General features: G+C 64.8%; 19 protein-coding genes and 1 other RNA gene. 15 read left to right on the plus strand and 5 right to left on the minus strand.

Annotation, left to right across the window (positions count from 1 at the left end; all coding sequences use genetic code 11):
- Positions 1-11: 11 nt before the first annotated feature.
- Positions 12-929: a DUF2182 domain-containing protein gene (locus tag KUW62_RS08035; RefSeq protein WP_224814972.1), complete on the minus strand. Its 918-nt coding sequence runs from the start codon at positions 927-929 to the stop codon at positions 12-14.
- A 70-nt stretch (positions 930-999) separates the two neighbouring features.
- Between KUW62_RS08035 and KUW62_RS08040 the strand changes: the two genes are divergently transcribed.
- Positions 1000-1749, plus strand: coding sequence for a FadR/GntR family transcriptional regulator (locus KUW62_RS08040; protein ID WP_224814973.1), 750 nt, complete (start codon positions 1000-1002; stop codon positions 1747-1749).
- Here the strand turns inward: KUW62_RS08040 and KUW62_RS08045 are convergent.
- A complete protein-coding gene (locus KUW62_RS08045) occupies positions 1719-2465 on the minus strand; it encodes a hypothetical protein (RefSeq protein ID WP_224814974.1) in 747 nt (248 codons plus the stop codon). The genes KUW62_RS08040 and KUW62_RS08045 overlap by 31 nt on opposite strands.
- Positions 2466-2819: 354 nt before the next feature.
- Between KUW62_RS08045 and KUW62_RS08050 the strand changes: the two genes are divergently transcribed.
- Complete coding sequence (locus KUW62_RS08050; RefSeq protein WP_224814975.1) at positions 2820-3857, plus strand: extracellular solute-binding protein; 1038 nt, start codon at positions 2820-2822, stop codon at positions 3855-3857.
- A gap of 371 nt (positions 3858-4228) precedes the next feature.
- On the opposite strand, the gene KUW62_RS08055 is transcribed toward KUW62_RS08050, so the two are convergent.
- Complete coding sequence (locus tag KUW62_RS08055; RefSeq protein ID WP_224814976.1) at positions 4229-4789, minus strand: hypothetical protein; 561 nt, start codon at positions 4787-4789, stop codon at positions 4229-4231.
- 85 nt (positions 4790-4874) lie between these two features.
- On the opposite strand from KUW62_RS08055, the gene KUW62_RS08060 reads away from it, so the two are divergent.
- The 3 genes from KUW62_RS08060 (at position 4875) to KUW62_RS08070 (ending at position 6648) form a co-directional block, all read left to right on the plus strand.
- Positions 4875-5510, plus strand: a complete 636-nt coding sequence (locus KUW62_RS08060; RefSeq protein WP_224814977.1) for a GntR family transcriptional regulator — start codon at positions 4875-4877, stop codon at positions 5508-5510.
- Positions 5503-5863, plus strand: a transfer-messenger RNA (tmRNA) gene (gene ssrA / locus KUW62_RS08065). The genes KUW62_RS08060 and ssrA overlap by 8 nt, the downstream gene beginning before the upstream one ends.
- Positions 5864-6174: 311 nt before the next feature.
- Positions 6175-6648, plus strand: a complete 474-nt coding sequence (locus tag KUW62_RS08070; RefSeq protein ID WP_224814978.1) for a GNAT family N-acetyltransferase — start codon at positions 6175-6177, stop codon at positions 6646-6648.
- Positions 6649-6873: 225 nt separating this feature from the next.
- Here the strand turns inward: KUW62_RS08070 and KUW62_RS08075 are convergent, their stop codons facing one another.
- Positions 6874-8484 (minus strand): Hint domain-containing protein, encoded by a 1611-nt coding sequence (locus KUW62_RS08075; protein WP_224814979.1) that lies wholly within the window; start codon positions 8482-8484, stop codon positions 6874-6876.
- A 219-nt stretch (positions 8485-8703) separates the two neighbouring features.
- Between KUW62_RS08075 and KUW62_RS08080 the strand changes: the two genes are divergently transcribed.
- From KUW62_RS08080 to KUW62_RS08090, 3 genes are all read left to right on the plus strand, one after another.
- Entirely contained in the window at positions 8704-9069 is a 366-nt protein-coding gene (locus KUW62_RS08080; RefSeq protein ID WP_224814980.1) for a DUF4345 family protein, read from the plus strand.
- A gap of 108 nt (positions 9070-9177) precedes the next feature.
- On the plus strand, positions 9178-9681 hold the full coding sequence (locus KUW62_RS08085) for an SspB family protein (RefSeq protein ID WP_370632869.1): 504 nt from the start codon (positions 9178-9180) through the stop codon (positions 9679-9681).
- Between the two features lie 38 nt (positions 9682-9719).
- Entirely contained in the window at positions 9720-10280 is a 561-nt protein-coding gene (locus tag KUW62_RS08090) for a class I SAM-dependent methyltransferase (RefSeq protein ID WP_224814981.1), read from the plus strand.
- On the opposite strand, the gene KUW62_RS08095 is transcribed toward KUW62_RS08090, so the two are convergent.
- On the minus strand, positions 10277-11155 hold the full coding sequence (locus KUW62_RS08095; protein WP_224814982.1) for a LysR family transcriptional regulator: 879 nt from the start codon (positions 11153-11155) through the stop codon (positions 10277-10279). The two genes, KUW62_RS08090 and KUW62_RS08095, sit on opposite strands and share 4 nt — an antisense overlap.
- A gap of 163 nt (positions 11156-11318) precedes the next feature.
- Between KUW62_RS08095 and KUW62_RS08100 the strand changes: the two genes are divergently transcribed.
- From KUW62_RS08100 to KUW62_RS08130, 7 genes are all read left to right on the plus strand, one after another.
- A complete protein-coding gene (locus KUW62_RS08100; protein ID WP_224814983.1) occupies positions 11319-11792 on the plus strand; it encodes an SRPBCC family protein in 474 nt (157 codons plus the stop codon).
- A 2-nt stretch (positions 11793-11794) separates the two neighbouring features.
- Positions 11795-12094, plus strand: coding sequence for a DUF1330 domain-containing protein (locus KUW62_RS08105; RefSeq protein WP_224814984.1), 300 nt, complete (start codon positions 11795-11797; stop codon positions 12092-12094).
- A gap of 98 nt (positions 12095-12192) precedes the next feature.
- Positions 12193-13581, plus strand: a complete 1389-nt coding sequence (gene fumC / locus KUW62_RS08110; protein WP_224814985.1) for a class II fumarate hydratase — start codon at positions 12193-12195, stop codon at positions 13579-13581.
- A gap of 2 nt (positions 13582-13583) precedes the next feature.
- Positions 13584-13952, plus strand: coding sequence for a VOC family protein (locus KUW62_RS08115; RefSeq protein WP_224814986.1), 369 nt, complete (start codon positions 13584-13586; stop codon positions 13950-13952).
- Positions 13949-14128, plus strand: coding sequence for a DUF4169 family protein (locus tag KUW62_RS08120; RefSeq protein WP_224814987.1), 180 nt, complete (start codon positions 13949-13951; stop codon positions 14126-14128). The genes KUW62_RS08115 and KUW62_RS08120 overlap by 4 nt, the downstream gene beginning before the upstream one ends.
- A complete protein-coding gene (locus KUW62_RS08125) occupies positions 14121-14351 on the plus strand; it encodes a ribbon-helix-helix domain-containing protein (protein WP_224814988.1) in 231 nt (76 codons plus the stop codon). Before KUW62_RS08120 ends, KUW62_RS08125 begins: the two co-directional genes overlap by 8 nt.
- 36 nt (positions 14352-14387) lie before the next feature.
- The gene (locus tag KUW62_RS08130; RefSeq protein WP_224814989.1) at positions 14388-15452 is read left to right on the plus strand and encodes a hypothetical protein; all 1065 of its coding nucleotides are present in this window, start codon (positions 14388-14390) and stop codon (positions 15450-15452) included.
- Positions 15453-15458: the final 6 nt, after the last annotated feature.

A 15458-nucleotide genomic window follows, 5' to 3' on the forward strand; every position in this document is an offset into this window, starting at 1 on the left:
AGCGTCTCTCCCTATCCCGCGATGGCGGGGTAGATGAGCACGCCCACACCCCCCAAAATCAATGCAACCCCGAGGGGTTTCGTCACATGATGCCCGATCTGGGGCAGCTTTTCGATGACCATGAAGAGCGTGGCGAGGCCCATCCAGAGCAAGCTCATCATGCCGCCGACGAATCCCAGCGCCATGAAGCCCCAGCAACAGCCCGCGCAGAACACGCCAAGGCCCGCGCCCATGCGAAGCCCGCCGGAGAACCCGGTGCGCCAATGGCCAAGGAAATAGGTCATCGGGGCGTGACAGACGCCGTGGCAGACCTCCTTGGCGCGGGTGAACTGGAACGCGCCCACCGCGATCAGAAGCCCGCCCGCGATCCATCGCGACCGGGCGATGCCCATCATGTCGATGATACCCGCGCGCAGCAGCCCGATCTGGACCAGCGCGAACAGCGCCGCGACCCCGATCCAGACGATCGAATAGCCGCCGAATACGCCGAGCCAACCCGCCCGCGTCCCGTCGGCCGAGACCATGAGGCGTTCGTAATTCACCAATGTCGGGACAAGCGTGGGCAGCATCATGGCGGCCATCATCAGCGACCACATGCCGAAAAGCGGGGCGAAGCGGGTCATGGCGGACATGTCCATGCCGCCCATCGCCATATCGTCCATCGCCAAGCCGTCCATCGCCATACCGTCCGCCGGCGCGGCCTCCATCGGCATCGCGCCATCGACGTCGCCGCCCGCGTCCATCGGCATCGCCTCGCCACCCATCGGGGCGGGTTCCACCGGGGCGGACATGTCCGTATTCATCGGCATGGCGGGGCGACCGATCCAGTCCAGCCCCATGCCCGTCGCCATCTGGTACAGCACGATCCACGCGACGAGGATGCCGGAGAAGAACATGAGCCACAAAGCGGACCGAATGGTGTGGGTCATCCCCTGCCGCCCTCCCCCTGGCGTGATTCCTCTTGCCGAAATTGATGTCAGACAATTAAATGTCTGACAAATGAAAATCGACCCCAACAACCCCGCCGACCTGTCCGCGCAAATCGCCGCCGCCATCCGGGACGCGATCGTCGCGGGCAAGCTGATCGTGGATGAACGCCTGCCGTCGGAGGCGGAATTGTCCGAACATTTCGAGGTCTCGCGCTCCACCGTGCGGGAGGCGTTGAAACGGCTGGCCGCGCAAAGCCTGATCCGCACCCAGCGCGGGGCCTTCGGCGGAGCCTTCGTGAACCGATTGTCCTATCACGATGCCTATAACCAGCACATCACGACCTCCACCTTGCTTCTGGGGATGAACAACGTCTCGTTCGATACGGCGTGCGAGGCGCGGTTCGCGCTGGAACGGGCCTGCGCGGATCTGTCTGCGGCGCGCCGTGACGCCGACCACCTTGCCACGATGCGGGCGGAGATCGTGCGCCAGGCGCAGCCGGGGCTCAGCGACGAGGCGTTCTGCGCCTCCGACGTGGCGTTTCACCGGGCGCTGGTGGACGGGGCGGGCAATGCGGTGATGTCCTACCAGCTTGCCGGCGCGGTGGAGGCGATGCAGCCTCTGATGAACATGATTACCTTCACCGCACGGGACCGGGCGGAGATCGTGCGGGTTCACGAACGGATCGCCGATGCCAGCGCGGCGCAGGACGGCGCAGCGGTCTCAGATGCCCTGACGGAGCTGGAAGCCTATACCAAGGCGTTGGCCCAATCGGTCTTTGCCGCGCGCGCTCAGACCGGGGCGGAGGGCAAGGCGCGGTAGATGCGGGTCAGGATCGCCGCACCGATCAACGTGGTCAGCGTGTCCGCCACCACGTAGGCCAGCCGTCCGGCATATTCGTGGGCGAAGCGCAGCGTCTCCGTCTCCCAGTCTAAGGTCATGGAATAGGCCCCGTAGGACGCGGCGAAGAGCGCGGCCTGCCCCAGCACGGCCAGAAGCGCCGCGCCCCCGATGGGCCGGGCCAGGTCGCGCGTGGCCCGCCACGAGGCGCGCATCGCGATACCTTGGCCGTCGCGCACGGCCACGCTCGGCATCGCCATGCCCATGCGAAACAACAGGTAGAGGTAGAGGAACCCGGCCAGCGCGGCGATAGCGCTCAGCAAAAGCGCGGGAAACAGGCCACCATCGACCACGAGATACGGGTCAGGGGCGATCACGTTCAGCATCAACTGCCCCAGAAGCGGGTCGATCACGACGCCGAGGAGAAGGACCGGCACGCCGACGCACAGCAGCACGATCAACCCCACGACCAGCCCGATCACGATCCAGGCCAGCACGTAGCGCAGCACGAGGCTGGGTTTCAGGCGTGGCACGAGCCCGGGCACCTCACCCAGGATCATGAACCGGTGCCAGGACGTGGCAAGAATGCCCAACAGGGCGAGGAACGCGAAGATGGCGATGAATTCGCCGAGCGGGCTGTCCGGCCCGTCGAAATCGTTGAACCAGTTCACATAGGCGCGCGCGAGGATCGCCTCCATCACCAGGAACACCGCAAGCGGCAGCAGTCATAGCCGCAGGACCGCGCCCCGATGGCGCAGGAGGTCGCCGATCGCCCCGAAGAAAAGCGACCGCGCGGTCGGGGATGGGTCCATGTGATCCTCGCGTCTTGCGCGCCCGATCCTGCCAGCATCGCTTGCAGCGTCAAGCAATTCCGTGCCGTCAGCGGGTGAATGTTGCGGAAACAGACATCGTTTTGTCCCGGTCTTTCAGAAGTTTAACCCGGTGGATCATACGTGCGACCACCGCCTCAAATCCGCTGGACCGCACCGCGCCCAAGCCCTAAAATCAACGCCAGTCTGAATGAAACAAGACGCCAACAGGGATCCTACAACATGACAAAGACCTTTCTTCTGGGCAGTGCAGCCGCCCTTGCCCTCACCCTGCCCGCCGCGGCGCAGGAACTGACCGTCTTCGACTATTCCGGGTTTGAGGATCCGTCCTTCCACCAGCCCTATATCGACGCGCGCGGCGCGGGGCCGGATTTCGTCTTCTTCGGTGACGAGGACGAGGCGTTCCAGCGTCTGCTCGCGGGCTTCCAATCGGACGTGACCCATATCTGCGCGGGCTCCGTCCCCCGCTGGCAGGCATCCGGCATCATCGAGCCATGGGACACCGACCAGATCGAAGCGTTCGAGACGCTCAATGCCGCACTTGTGGGCCAAGACGTGCTGGCGGGCTCCGAGGAGCTGTTCTTCCTTCCCACCGATTACGGCTCCACCGCGGTGATCTACAACACCGAAACCGTCCCGGCCGAAGACGTCGCAAGCCTGGAGATCTTCAACAACCCCGCCTATGCGGGGCGTCTGTCGATCCCCGACAACGTCGATGATGCCTATGCGCTGGCCTACCTCGCCACCGGCGTCTCCGACTGGTCCGACGTGAGTGACGAACAGTTCGAGGCCGCGACCGATTGGCTGCGCGGCATCCACCAGAACCTGCGAACCTACTGGACCGACCCCGCCGAGATCAGCCAGCTTGTGGGCTCGGGCGAGGTCCAGGCGGCATGGGTCTGGAACGAGGTTCCGGTGGCCATGGCCGAGGAAGGCTTCCCCGTGGGCTTCGCCCGCAATACCGAGGAAGGCACCTCCGTCTGGCTGTGCGGCTACGTCAACATGGTCGATGCCCCGTCTGACGAGGCGCTGGCCTATCAATACGTGAACGCGGTCCTGTCCGAAGCCTCCGCCGGGCCGCTGTTGGACAACGGCTTCGGCTCCGCCAATGACGCGGCGTTGCAGGCGCTTGGCGCGGAGGCGATGGAAGCCGCCGGTCTGGGCGAGGTCGATGTGCCGGTGCTTGCGCAGCTTCCGATTTCCAACGAGCAGCGGGAGCGTCAGGCCGAAGCGTTCGAGCGGATCAAGGCGGGCTTCTGAGCCACGATCCCCATCGGTCACTCAAAGGCGCGCGTCCGGGTTCCGGGCGCGCGTTTTGCGTTTCGGGGACGGCGTCGGACAAAGAAAAAACGCGCATGGCCGGGCCACCGCGTTTTGAGAAGGGGACCCTATGCCGGGTCGGCGCGATCCACTGCGGGTCTGCGCGTTATACGTACTCTCGCGGTGGGGCCATGACACGGGTAAAGTTGGCCCCACCGCAAGAGTTACAGGGGCTTGGAGATTTCCGGATCGCTCCGGGCACGCTTCAATCGCCATGCACCCTGCGGACCTGTATACAGGTGTCCAAGGAACGTCTCAAGGCAAATTTTCCGCGCGTCAAGTTGCCGTTGCGTCAGGCGCGCGCGCTTGGGTCAGGGATGCCGGGCGCGCAGCCAGTCTTCCTGGGCCGCACTTTCCACCGCGTCCGGGAAATGACTGCGGACAAGCCGCATCGCCGCGTCGGGCGCCATGCCGCCCTCGATCAGGCACAGGGACGCCATGAGGCCGGACCGCCCTGCCCCGTATTGGCAGTGGAACGCAAGCGTGCCGCCCGAGGCCAGAACCTCCGCCCGCGCGGCGCGGCCCGCATCCCACCTGGCGAATTGCGTGTCGGACGGGACAGAGTAATCGGCGATCGGAAACGGGATCAGGGCAAGGCCGGTATCCGCAGCACTGGCGCGCAGGAGGTCCATGCCGAGCGTGTCGATCTCGCCCGGTTCCACAAGGACATGCAGATCACGGGCGCCGAGGGCGCGCATACCCGCCAACGTCTCTTTACAGGTTTCGGGATCGAAGTAGGTCTGCCCGTCAACCGACGTCTCCAGCCCCGGAAACCCGCTCATCACCAAGGTGCCACCGGTGGGATGGGAAATGACCGCACGGATCGCACCGGGATGGGCGGCATCCGTTGCCGGTTCTGTCGTCGTCTGCATCGAGGTAATCCTTCCCCCACAGGTGTATACGGATATACGTTGGAGGCAAGCACCCCCACCCGATCCCCCGAAGGACCCTCGCCGCATGTCGCGTCACAACGCAGATACCATCGCCACCGCCCTGCGCAAGCGCGTCTGCATGGAACCGCCGACCTCCAGCCCGGTCCTGCACGAACAGGCGCTCGCCGCCGAATTCGGCGTGTCACGCACCCCGGTGCGCCAGGCGCTGCAACGGCTGGCCTATGAGCGATTGGTGGAGGTGCGGAGCGGCGTGGGCACCGTGATCTCCCCGCTTTCACCCGCACGCAAGGCGCAGGATATCGCGCTGGCCCATGCCTTGGCCCATGTGGCGGCACAGATCGAAGGCGACCGGCCCCTGTCGGAGGAGGCAAAGGCCTATATCGTCGCGCTGGATCGTCAGGTCGCCTCCGCCGAGGCGCTGGATTTGGAGACGAATTACACAATCCGGTCCACCTGCATCCATGTCCTGACCCGGGAGATGACCAACGACATCCTCGCCGATGCGCTCAAGGCGGCGCTCTGGCGGTTGTTCCGCTGGCGCATGGCAGAGGCGGCGGAAATCGCGTCGGGCATCGACCCGCGCCTGCCCCAGGTCATGTCCCGGATGGCGGAGGCCACGCGCGTCGGCACCCTGCGCGCCCTGCTTGCCGCGCAATCGGCGGGGCCGGATGATGCCGCCCGCGCGGATGCAGGTGGTTGAAACACGCCCCGCGCGCCCGTATATCTGTTCTGTTCCTTCGGGGACTATGGACATAAACGCGCTCGTAATAAGCGGATCGGACCCGGGGGCGGTACCCGGCGACTCCACCAACGCACACCCGTCATTTGCGGGCAGGTTAAGGGGTCGAAATAGGATCGACGAACGTCTAAAGGGGTTAGCTTTGTCCCGGTGAGATACCACCGTTATCGGTTCAAATCGTACAGTTGCAAATGACAACCGTGCTCCGGCAATGGCTCTCGCAGCGTAAGCTGTCCTGAGTCGCCGACTTTAAGCCCAGTTCTCTAGCCAGAGCTGGCGGGGTTCGCAGGCACCTGGCAACAGAAGCCTGCACTTACTCCCTGCACGAACGACGATATCGCCGCGCGCAAAACACCCGCACCGCAAACGACGCGCCTTTGCACGGCAAAGACGCTGGGGCAACAGAAGCCTGCACTTTCACCCCCATCGCTATGATCCAAGGCTTTGTGCCGAACACCCGCACCGCAAACGACGCGCCTTTGCGCGGCAAAGACGCTGGGGCAACAGAAGCCTGCACATTCCGGTGAACGGTAAGCACAGGTTCCCGCGTCAAGCATCGTTCGGTTGCAAGGTCCGCGTCCCAAGCCAAAGTGACAGGGATCATGGCCGATGATACCGTCCACAAATGGGCCGCGCGTATGTATTCGAACCAGCAAAGACCGAACATGTCGACGGCATCAGCCGCGTCATTCGCGAAGCGATCAGTCAGGTCAACGCAAAGGACTATCCGCCGGCCGAAATTGAACGCCTCTTGCGGAACTTTTCGGAGCGAAGCGTGCGCGCGTTGCTTGGGCAGAGACAGACCCTAGTGGCCCTGCTCGAAGGGCGCGTGGTCGGGACGGCGGCCCTTCAGGGCTGTGAGGTGAAGTCCGTTTTCGTGTCGCCGTATCTGCACCGCACTGGCATCGGGTCGTCGTTAATGCGCGAACTTGAGCGGATCGCCAGACGTCAGGGCATTGCATCACTGGACGTGTCGTCTTCCCTTTCCGCCGTGCCGTTTTACGCGGCTTTGGGGTATGTCGAGAAGGAACGGACCTTTTTCGGCGACGAGGAAACGGTCCTGATGAGGAAAACGTTGGGCAATACCCCACCGGACTAGATCCCGCGGAATGCCGTCGAGCCTCTCTCGATCAAGCCGTGGTCCGGCTTGGCGAAAATTGCCCATATCAATTTCGGGCTAAGAACTATAGAGACGTGCAAAAGCTCGCGTCCTAGTAGCTCGCGCCGCGGGACATCAGCGCCATGCGTGGGCGGACGCCGCGCGGCCAATAAGGAAACGCCCCACCTCTCGGCAGGGCGTTGAAATACTCGGACCTGCCGTGGCTTATTCGACGGTATTCATCCGGATCGTCCGCGTGTTCAGCGCGTGGCCGTCGCGCCCTTTCAGGCCGACCCGTGCCGCGGACATCGTTTCCAGCCCTTCCTCCAGCTCCGGGAAGATCGCGTAAAGCTCCTGCCGCTGGGGTTCGGTCAGCACCGACACCGTGTCGGCGGCGGGGTGGAAGCTCTCGGTCTCCAGCCCCTCGGAATAGATCACCTCGTGGCTGTCGAAGGCGATGTGGAAGTAATCCACGCCGTCGGGCAGATCGCAGTCGGGTCGGACACTCGTGTCGTTTATCAGCGTGAAGGCAGGCGTCAGGACGCCCTCGGCGCTGCCGAACATCATCTCCGCCCGCCAGTCGCGGACCAGAACCCGGTGTTGGCGCGACACGCACAGGTCGCGGACCGGGATGTCGGGGCCAAGCGCACCGGCGGAAATGCGCACCGGGCGCAATTCGGGGCGCGCCGCAAGGGCGGAGGCCGGAAGCCGGGTGCAGCCGATCCAGCGAATGGGCTGCACGCCATGGTCGCGGGTCACGACCCGGTCGCCGATCGCCAGATCCTCGATCCGCTTTTCGCCCGAGGGCGTCAGGATGTGGGTGCCGCGCACGAAGCAGACGAACATCGGAAGCGCGAAGCCGTCCACGACCAGCGTATCGCCATTGGGGGTGAAGACGGCGCGGACCTCCACACTGAGGCTCTCCCCGACCTCGTAATCGTAGCCCGAGATAGGCTCGCAATCTATGCGCAGGCCAAGGGGCGTCTCGATGATCCGCGGATCGCCCGCGGGGATCGTCGTGATCGTCTCGATGCCGTCCTCGTCCGTCACCACGATCTGCACTTCGATCAATTCGGGGAGCGGGGGCGGGGCGGTAATCAGATCGCCCAGTTGCGTCAGGTCGGTGATCTGGGTGGCGCCGCCGGTATTGTCGATCGCGTTAAGCTGCGTCAGGCTGGAATTGGCCCCGATGCCGATGGCGGTGATGTCGGCGTCGAAATCGTTCTCCAGCGTCGCGATTTCGCCGGTGAAATTCGTGCCTCCGCTGGTGGGGCGCCCGTCGGACAGGAACAGGACCAGGTTACTGTCATTGGCCGTGACTTCGCTTTCGGGATTGTCATCGGCGGTGCCGTCGGTTGTGGTCGCCTGCCATTCCGAAATCACCTCGTCGAGGGCATCGTCGAAATTGGTGCTGCCGCCGGCGGTCAGCCCATCGACGGCGGATTCAAAGGCCGTCTCGTCGTTCAGGTCGAAATTGCCCACGGTGCTGCCATTGCCGTTGTATTCGATCAGCGTGATTGTGACGGCGGCCGGATCGTAGCCCGCATTCTTGAGCGATTCGAACACCTCCTTCGCGGCAAGTTTCTGGGCCGCGAGAAAGGTGTCGTTGATGCCGTCGCCATCCACGTCAGACCCGGAATTCTGCGCCGTCGATCCCGACGTGTCGATCACGAGGGCCACATTGATGTCCTGGGTCGACGATCCGGTGGTGATATCGGCCGTCACCTCGAACTGGTCGGTGGCGAATGTCGGCAATTCCGCGGTCAGGCCGACGTCAATGCCGTTGATCGTGCCACTGTCGGACCCGGTCTGTGTATCGGTGCTGGAAACCATCATCCACCCCACGTGCGATTGTTTCGATTTCGGAAAAAGTCTTGTTAATCAATGGTAAACCAGATCACGCGGCAATGCAAAAGGGGAATATGTGCCGGCACGCGTCACGGGGGGCGTCGGCGGCGGTTTGGGCGGAATGCCGCCCTTTTTTTGCACAATCAAGTGATCCAAACGCCGCGATCCTGCGTTTAACGAGTATCAACCCTAGCGACCGGACCTGACATGACCGCCATTGATTATATCAACTTCGCCGTTGCGATCGTGACCGTGGGCCTTGGCCTGTGCGGTTGGCTTGCCCCCCGATGGACCATGAACGTGCTGGATATCAAATCCGGCCCCAGCAACATGGCCTATACCGAAGTGTCCGCCGTGTCGGGGTGCCTGTTCGTCGGCATCGGCATCGGCGTGCTGATCCTGAACGAGCCGATGGCGTGGATCGCACTTGGGCTGGCCTATGCGGGCGCGGCGGTGGGGCGCGTGACGTCGATTTTGCGCGACGATGCGGCCTCGCGCCAAAGCTGGACATTCTTCGGGACCGAAGCCGCCCTTGGCGCGTGGCTGGTCCTGGCCAATTGGCCGCCGGTCTGATCGCCGCTCCGTTCGCCGCGCCCGTGGCCCGCGCGGCTTTCATCTGAACGCGAATCTTCTATGGTGGGGGGCATATCTGACCCTCCATCTTTCGTTTGGCCGCATCCAATGACCGATCTGCCCTCCTCCATTCCCTATGGCCGCCTGATGCACGATGCCGTCTGTGGCGTGATCCGCACGGTGCTGGACGGGGTGGCGCAACACGGGCTGCCGGGGGAGCATCACTTCTTCATCACCTTTTCGACCCAGCACGAGGATGTGGACCTCGCCGATTGGCTGCGCGACCGCTACCCCGAGGAGATGATGATCGTGATCCAGAACTGGTATGACGATCTGGTGGTGGACGAGGCCGGCTTCGCCATCACGCTCAATTTCGGGGACGCGCCGGAACGGCTGCGCGTGCCGTTCGACGCGATCCTGACCTTCGTGGACCCCTCCGTCGAATTCGGCTGGCGGTTCGAGCGCACGGATGAGGAAGGCGACGGCCCCGATGGCGATCCCCCTGCCCCCGACGACGATCCCGGCGGCGAGGCGGAGGAGACCGGGGAACGCCGCGATGCGCCCCACGATGCCGAGGTCGTCAGCCTCGACCGGTTCCGCAAGTCGCACTAGACGCATCCCGACCACGATTTTCTTCCAGGAGGCCGCCCTTGGCCAGCAGTGATTTCGCGCTTTTCATGGGGCAATTGTTGCGCAAGCCCCATCAGGTCGTGGCGCTCGCCCCATCGTCGGCGGGTCTGTGCGCGGAGATGGTGGCAGAGCTTGATCCCGATGGCGGCCCGGTGATCGAACTGGGTGCCGGCACCGGCAACATCACGCGCGCGATCCTTGGCACCGGCCTGCCGGCGGAACAGTGTCATTCCATAGAGATGAACCCCGAATTCTGTGACCGGCTGCGCGAGAATTTTCCGGGCCTGAACGTCCACCGCATGAGCGCGGGCGATTGCGGCGATCTGGAGGTGGCGGATGTCCAGGCCGTGATCTCAGGCCTGCCGCTCCTGTCGATGCCGACCCAGCTACAGCGCGATATCCTGACCGGCTTTGCCCGGAAGGTCCGCCCGGGCGGCGATTACGTGCAATTCACGTATGGCCCCAAGCCGCCCGTCACCAAGATCGTTCGGGAGGAGTTGAACCTCACCTGGCGCAAGTCCGACAAGATCTGGTGGAACATGCCGCCCGCCCGCGTCTACCGGTTCCGGCAAGCGGGCTAGGCAAGGGGACCCAGGAATATGTCCCGCTGCGCGCGCAAGGCCGCGGCCAGGTGATCGACCAGGAGCCGCACCCGGGTCGTGCGGCGCAGGTCGGAATGAAGCAGCAGCCAGATCGACCGATCAAGCCAGGGCTGCGTGCCCGGAACCGGAACCAGGTCGGGGTAATGGTGCTGAAAATAGACCGGCAAACGCCCCATCCCCATGCCCGCGCGGATCAGGTTCACCTGGGTGTAGAAGCCGCGCACGATGTGCCGGAGATCGGCGTTGGGAAACGGCGTCTCGCGCACCCATGCGCCATTGTCGCCCCATCCCAGCCAGGTCAGCCCCTCCCCGCCGGGACCCGCATCGTCCAAGTGGCGCGCGATGTAGCCTTCGCTGGCATAGATCGCGGAGGCGGTCTGGACCACCTTGCGGCCCACCACGTCGTCATCCACGGAAAACCCGACCCGCACCGATACGTCCACTTCGGCTCGCTCCAGGCTCTGGATGCGGTTGGAGATGTCGATATCCAGCTCGATCTCTGGATAGGTGCGGGCGAAGTCGCCAAGGATCGGGCAGAGCACGTCGAAGGCAAGGCCCGGCGGCATGGTCAGGCGGATCAGGCCCGACGCTTCCCGGTCCAGCCCTTTCACGCGCCGCCGCGCCGCGATCACCGCCGCCTCCGCCGCTTCGGCCTGGGGGATGAGCGTCTCGCCCGCCTGGGTCAGGACAAGGCCCTTGGGCGTGCGGTCGAACAGGCGCACGCCATAGCTCGCCTCCAGCGCGCGCAGGTGGCGGTCCACCGTGGCATGGGTCGCGCCAAGGGCGTCCGCCGCCGCGCGCAGGCTGCCGCCGCGGGACACGGCAAGGAAATAGGGCAATCCGGTCCAGTCCATTCCGGACCCTTACCATGATCCGGCGCTCCATGTGGATCGAAAACGAACCACGGCGGCCCAATTCCGTGCATTCCGGCGCGTCAGCGATCCGCATAGGTCTGGAGCACCGGGGGGCTAGATGGCCCCGCCCCACCAGACCCATCCACCCGAAAGGACCAGTCCAATGCCTTCAGTTTCCGTCACCCGCACCATCGACGCGCCGCTCGACCAGCTTTGGGCGTCCTGGGATGAGTTCGGCGATATCGCCCGCTTCAATCCCAACCTCAACGCCTCCTTCCTGATCGCGAACAAGCAGCCCACCGGCAAGGGCGCCGAACGGCAATGCGACCTGAGCGACGGCAAGACCTTCCTCAAGGAGCGGATCGTGGGATACGAGCCCCATCGCCGCCTCGACATCGACATCTACGAGTCGAACATGCCGATCAAGAACGCGCGCGCCACGTTCGATTTCCGCGCAAGGGGGCCGAAACGCTCCGAAGTGACGATGACCATGCACTTCACCCCGCCGATGGGGCCGCTCGGCTACCTCATGCTGCCCCTGATGAAGCCGCAGATGCGCGGTCTGCTGGCCAAGCTGCTGGACGGCAACAAGGCGTTTGTCGAACGGGGCGTCGAAATCGACCGGATGGCGGCGTGACCATGGCCCATTACGTGATCGCGCAACTCGACGTGACCGACCCGGACGCATTCATGGAAAGCTACGCCAAGCCCCTTGGCCCGCTCTATGAACGCCATGGCGGCAAGGTCATCGCGGCCTCCATGGCGCCCGCCATCGTCGAAGGCGCCAGCACCGCCAACATGGTCGCGGTCCTGGAATTCCCGTCGGAGGACGCATTCGAGAATTGGTACGGCGACCCGGATTACAAACCGCTTCTGGCCAAGCGGCGGGCGTTGACCCGCATGGGCTCCAGCCGGTTGATCGCCCTGCCAGGCACCTGATGCATCGGCCCGCCCGTGCGCCAATTTGCGCGGGCGGCGGAATTGCCTCCCCGCGCGGGGCTGGGTAAACCGGCCCTGCGCTTTGACCGGAGGACGACATGGCCCAGACCCGCACCGAAACCGACAGCTTTGGCCCGTTGGAGGTTCCCGCCGACAAGTATTGGGGCGCACAGACCCAACGCTCGATCCTGAATTTCCCCATCGGCTGGGAGAAGCAGCCCGTTGCCATCGTCCGCGCGCTCGGCGTCATCAAGCGCGCCTGTGCGGAGGCGAATGTGGCCCGCGGCAAGCTCGACGGGATCGGCGATGCGATCATCGACGCCGCGCAGGAGGTGATCGACGGCAAGCTCGACGACAACTTCCCCCTTGTCGTGTGGCAAACGGGCTCCGGCACGCAATCGAACATGAACGCCAACGAGGTCATCGCCAACCGCGCGATCGAGATGCTGGGGGGCGAGATCGGATCGAAAGACCCCGTCCACCCCAATGACCATTGCAACATGGGGCAATCGTCCAACGACACGTTCCCCACGGCCATGCATATCGCCACCGCAATGACCGCGCGCGACGTAACGCTGCCCGGCCTGCGCAAGCTGCACGCCGCGCTTGAGGACAAGGTGGCGGCGTTCCAGGGCATCATCAAGATCGGGCGCACCCACACGATGGACGCCACGCCGCTCACGCTGGCGCAGGAATTCGGCGGTTACGCGCACCAGGTGCTGAAAAGCATTCAGCGGATCGAGCTGGCGCTTGGGGACATCTATGAACTGGCCCAGGGCGGCACGGCGGTCGGCACCGGTCTCAACACGCCCGAGGGTTGGGGCGAGGAAGTGGCAGGCAACATGGCGCGGATCACCGGCCTGCCCTTCGTCACAGCGCCCAACAAGTTCGAGGCGCTGGCCGCCCATGACGCGATGGTGCAGATCTCCGGCGCGATGAAGACGACGGCTGCGAGCCTGTTCAAGATCGCCAACGACATTCGCCTGCTTGGCTCCGGCCCGCGCTGCGGATTGGGCGAATTGATGCTGCCCGAGAATGAGCCGGGCTCGTCGATCATGCCCGGAAAGGTGAACCCCACCCAGTGCGAGGCGATGACTCAGGTCTGCGCCCATGTCATCGGCAATGACGCCGCCGTGGGTTTCGCCGGATCGCAGGGGCATTTCGAGCTGAACGTCTACAAACCCATGATGGCCTACAATGTCCTGCAAAGCATGCAGCTGATCGGGGATGCCGCCGTCGCCTTTACCGACAATTGCGTCGTGGGGATCGAGGCGAATACCCAGCGGATCGAGCGGATCATGAACGAGTCGCTGATGCTGGTGACGGCACTCGCGCCGACCATCGGTTACGACAACGCGACCACGGTGGCCAAGACCGCCCACAAGAACGGCACCACCTTGAAGGAGGAGGCGATCGGCCTCGGCTTCGTGGACGAGGAGACGTTTGACCGCGTGGTGCGCCCCGAAACCATGATCGGGCCGAAGTGACGATGCGGGCTGGCGCCCATATCATGCTGGACGGCGGACAGGGCGCGCAGGCCATCGACCATTGGCAGCGCGCCTTTCCGGATCTCTCGGCAGAGGCCGATGCCGATCAACCCGGCCTTTGGACACTCACCTTCGCGGGTATGACCTTCACGCTTTTCGACAGCCCCGAGCCGCACGATTTCGCGCCCACGCCGTCGTGGTCGATGATGGTGGACGTCGACCGGGCGCAGGATGTGGAAGGTCCGACCGCGATCCTGGCCGAAGGCGGCAAGACCCTCATGCCCCTTGACCGATACGATTTCGCCGATCGCTTCGCGTGGGTGGAGGATCGGTTCGGCATCTCGTGGCAAATCCGGTTCATCGCGCCATGAATGGCAAGCTGGTCAGCCTGTCGAAAGCGCGCAAGGCGCGCGCGCGCGCGGAGGCAAAGACGCGGGCCGATGAGAACGCCGTGAAGCATGGCCGGACCAAGGCCGAACGGGCCGCCGAAGCGCGCCGCGCCGAACGGCAGGAGAAGGCGCTCGACGGTGCCAAGCGCGATGACTGACGCGCGGCCTCGAAAGCACTCCCTGACGTTGCAGGGCCACCGCACCTCCGTCTCGTTGGAGGATGCGTTCTGGGACGCGCTGCGGGAGATCGCGGCACGGCGCGGCATGTCGATGAACGCGCTGGTGGCCGAGATCGACGGGGCGCGCGGTGTGTCGGCGGGCCTGGCCTCCGCCATCCGGGTTCATGTCCTCAACGATCTGCGCGCGCGGGTCGAGCCGTAACCCCTCGTTTACCAAGTCCCTGCTAGAGCGGGGAATATGCGGATTGCGATTTTACAGACCGGCGGTGTGCACGAGGAAATCGTGCCAAGCCTGATCGAGGCGATTGGCCCGGATGCGCGCGTCGCGGTGTGGCTGAACGCGAAATGCCGCGCCACGCGGGGCGACATTTTCGCCGAAATTCCGGGGCTTGGGGCGCAGGTGCATGATGTGCGGCTGGAGGGCCAGGCAGATTGGGATGCCCTGGCCCGGGAGGTCCACGCCTTCGCCCCCGAAATTATCCTCGTGGCCACGTTCCAGCGGCAGGGCGTGGCGGAGTTTGTGGCGCAATTCGGCAAGCCCGTCCTTGGTGTGATCCACAACGTGCCGATGGCGTTGAAATCGCCGCTGATTGCCACGATGATCGCCGATGGACGCTGCCGGCCCCTAACCCTCGCGCCCCATGTTGCTGCCCATTTCCACCGCAGCACCAAGGGCGCATATATCGACCGGGTCGGCGTGGTGGAGCCGGTCCATTGGGGCTCGCCCGCGCAGGCCCAAGGGCGGCGCCTGATCGCCATTCCGGGCGGCGTGAATGCGACAAACCGCGATTTCGACGGGTTGATGGCGGCGTTGGCCGACGGCTTGGCGGATGATCTGGCCGCGCGGGACATGGCCTTGGCGATCCTGGGCGGCGGGCCGGACCGCGCGCGGCTGGAGGCGGAGGTCGGCAGGGCCGGATGGCAGGATATCGTGCGCTTCGCCCCCCTCGGACCGAATGGGCGGGTGCTCTACGACGCGTATCTGGGCACGCTTCGGCGGGCCTGGGCGCTTCTGCCGCTCATCCCGCTCAGCAAGGCCGATTACCGGGAGTTCAAGATCACCTCTGCTATCCCCACCGCCATCGGATTTGGGCTTCCCCTGCCGCTCGACCGCTGGACATCTGCGGTCTATCGCTGCCCCCACATCCCCGCCCTGCCCGACGCGGCGGGCAGTTTGCGCGCGCTCGTTAACCTGACCGAAACCTCCCATGGGGCATTGTCCGACGACATCGCGCGCAGCCGCCAGGCGGCCTTGACGCGCAACCGGGCAGAAATGGCCCGCCTCCTCCCATTGCCACCCTGATCTTAC

The sequence above is a fragment of the Hasllibacter sp. MH4015 genome (assembly GCF_020177575.1).
Classification (GTDB): domain Bacteria; phylum Pseudomonadota; class Alphaproteobacteria; order Rhodobacterales; family Rhodobacteraceae; genus Gymnodinialimonas.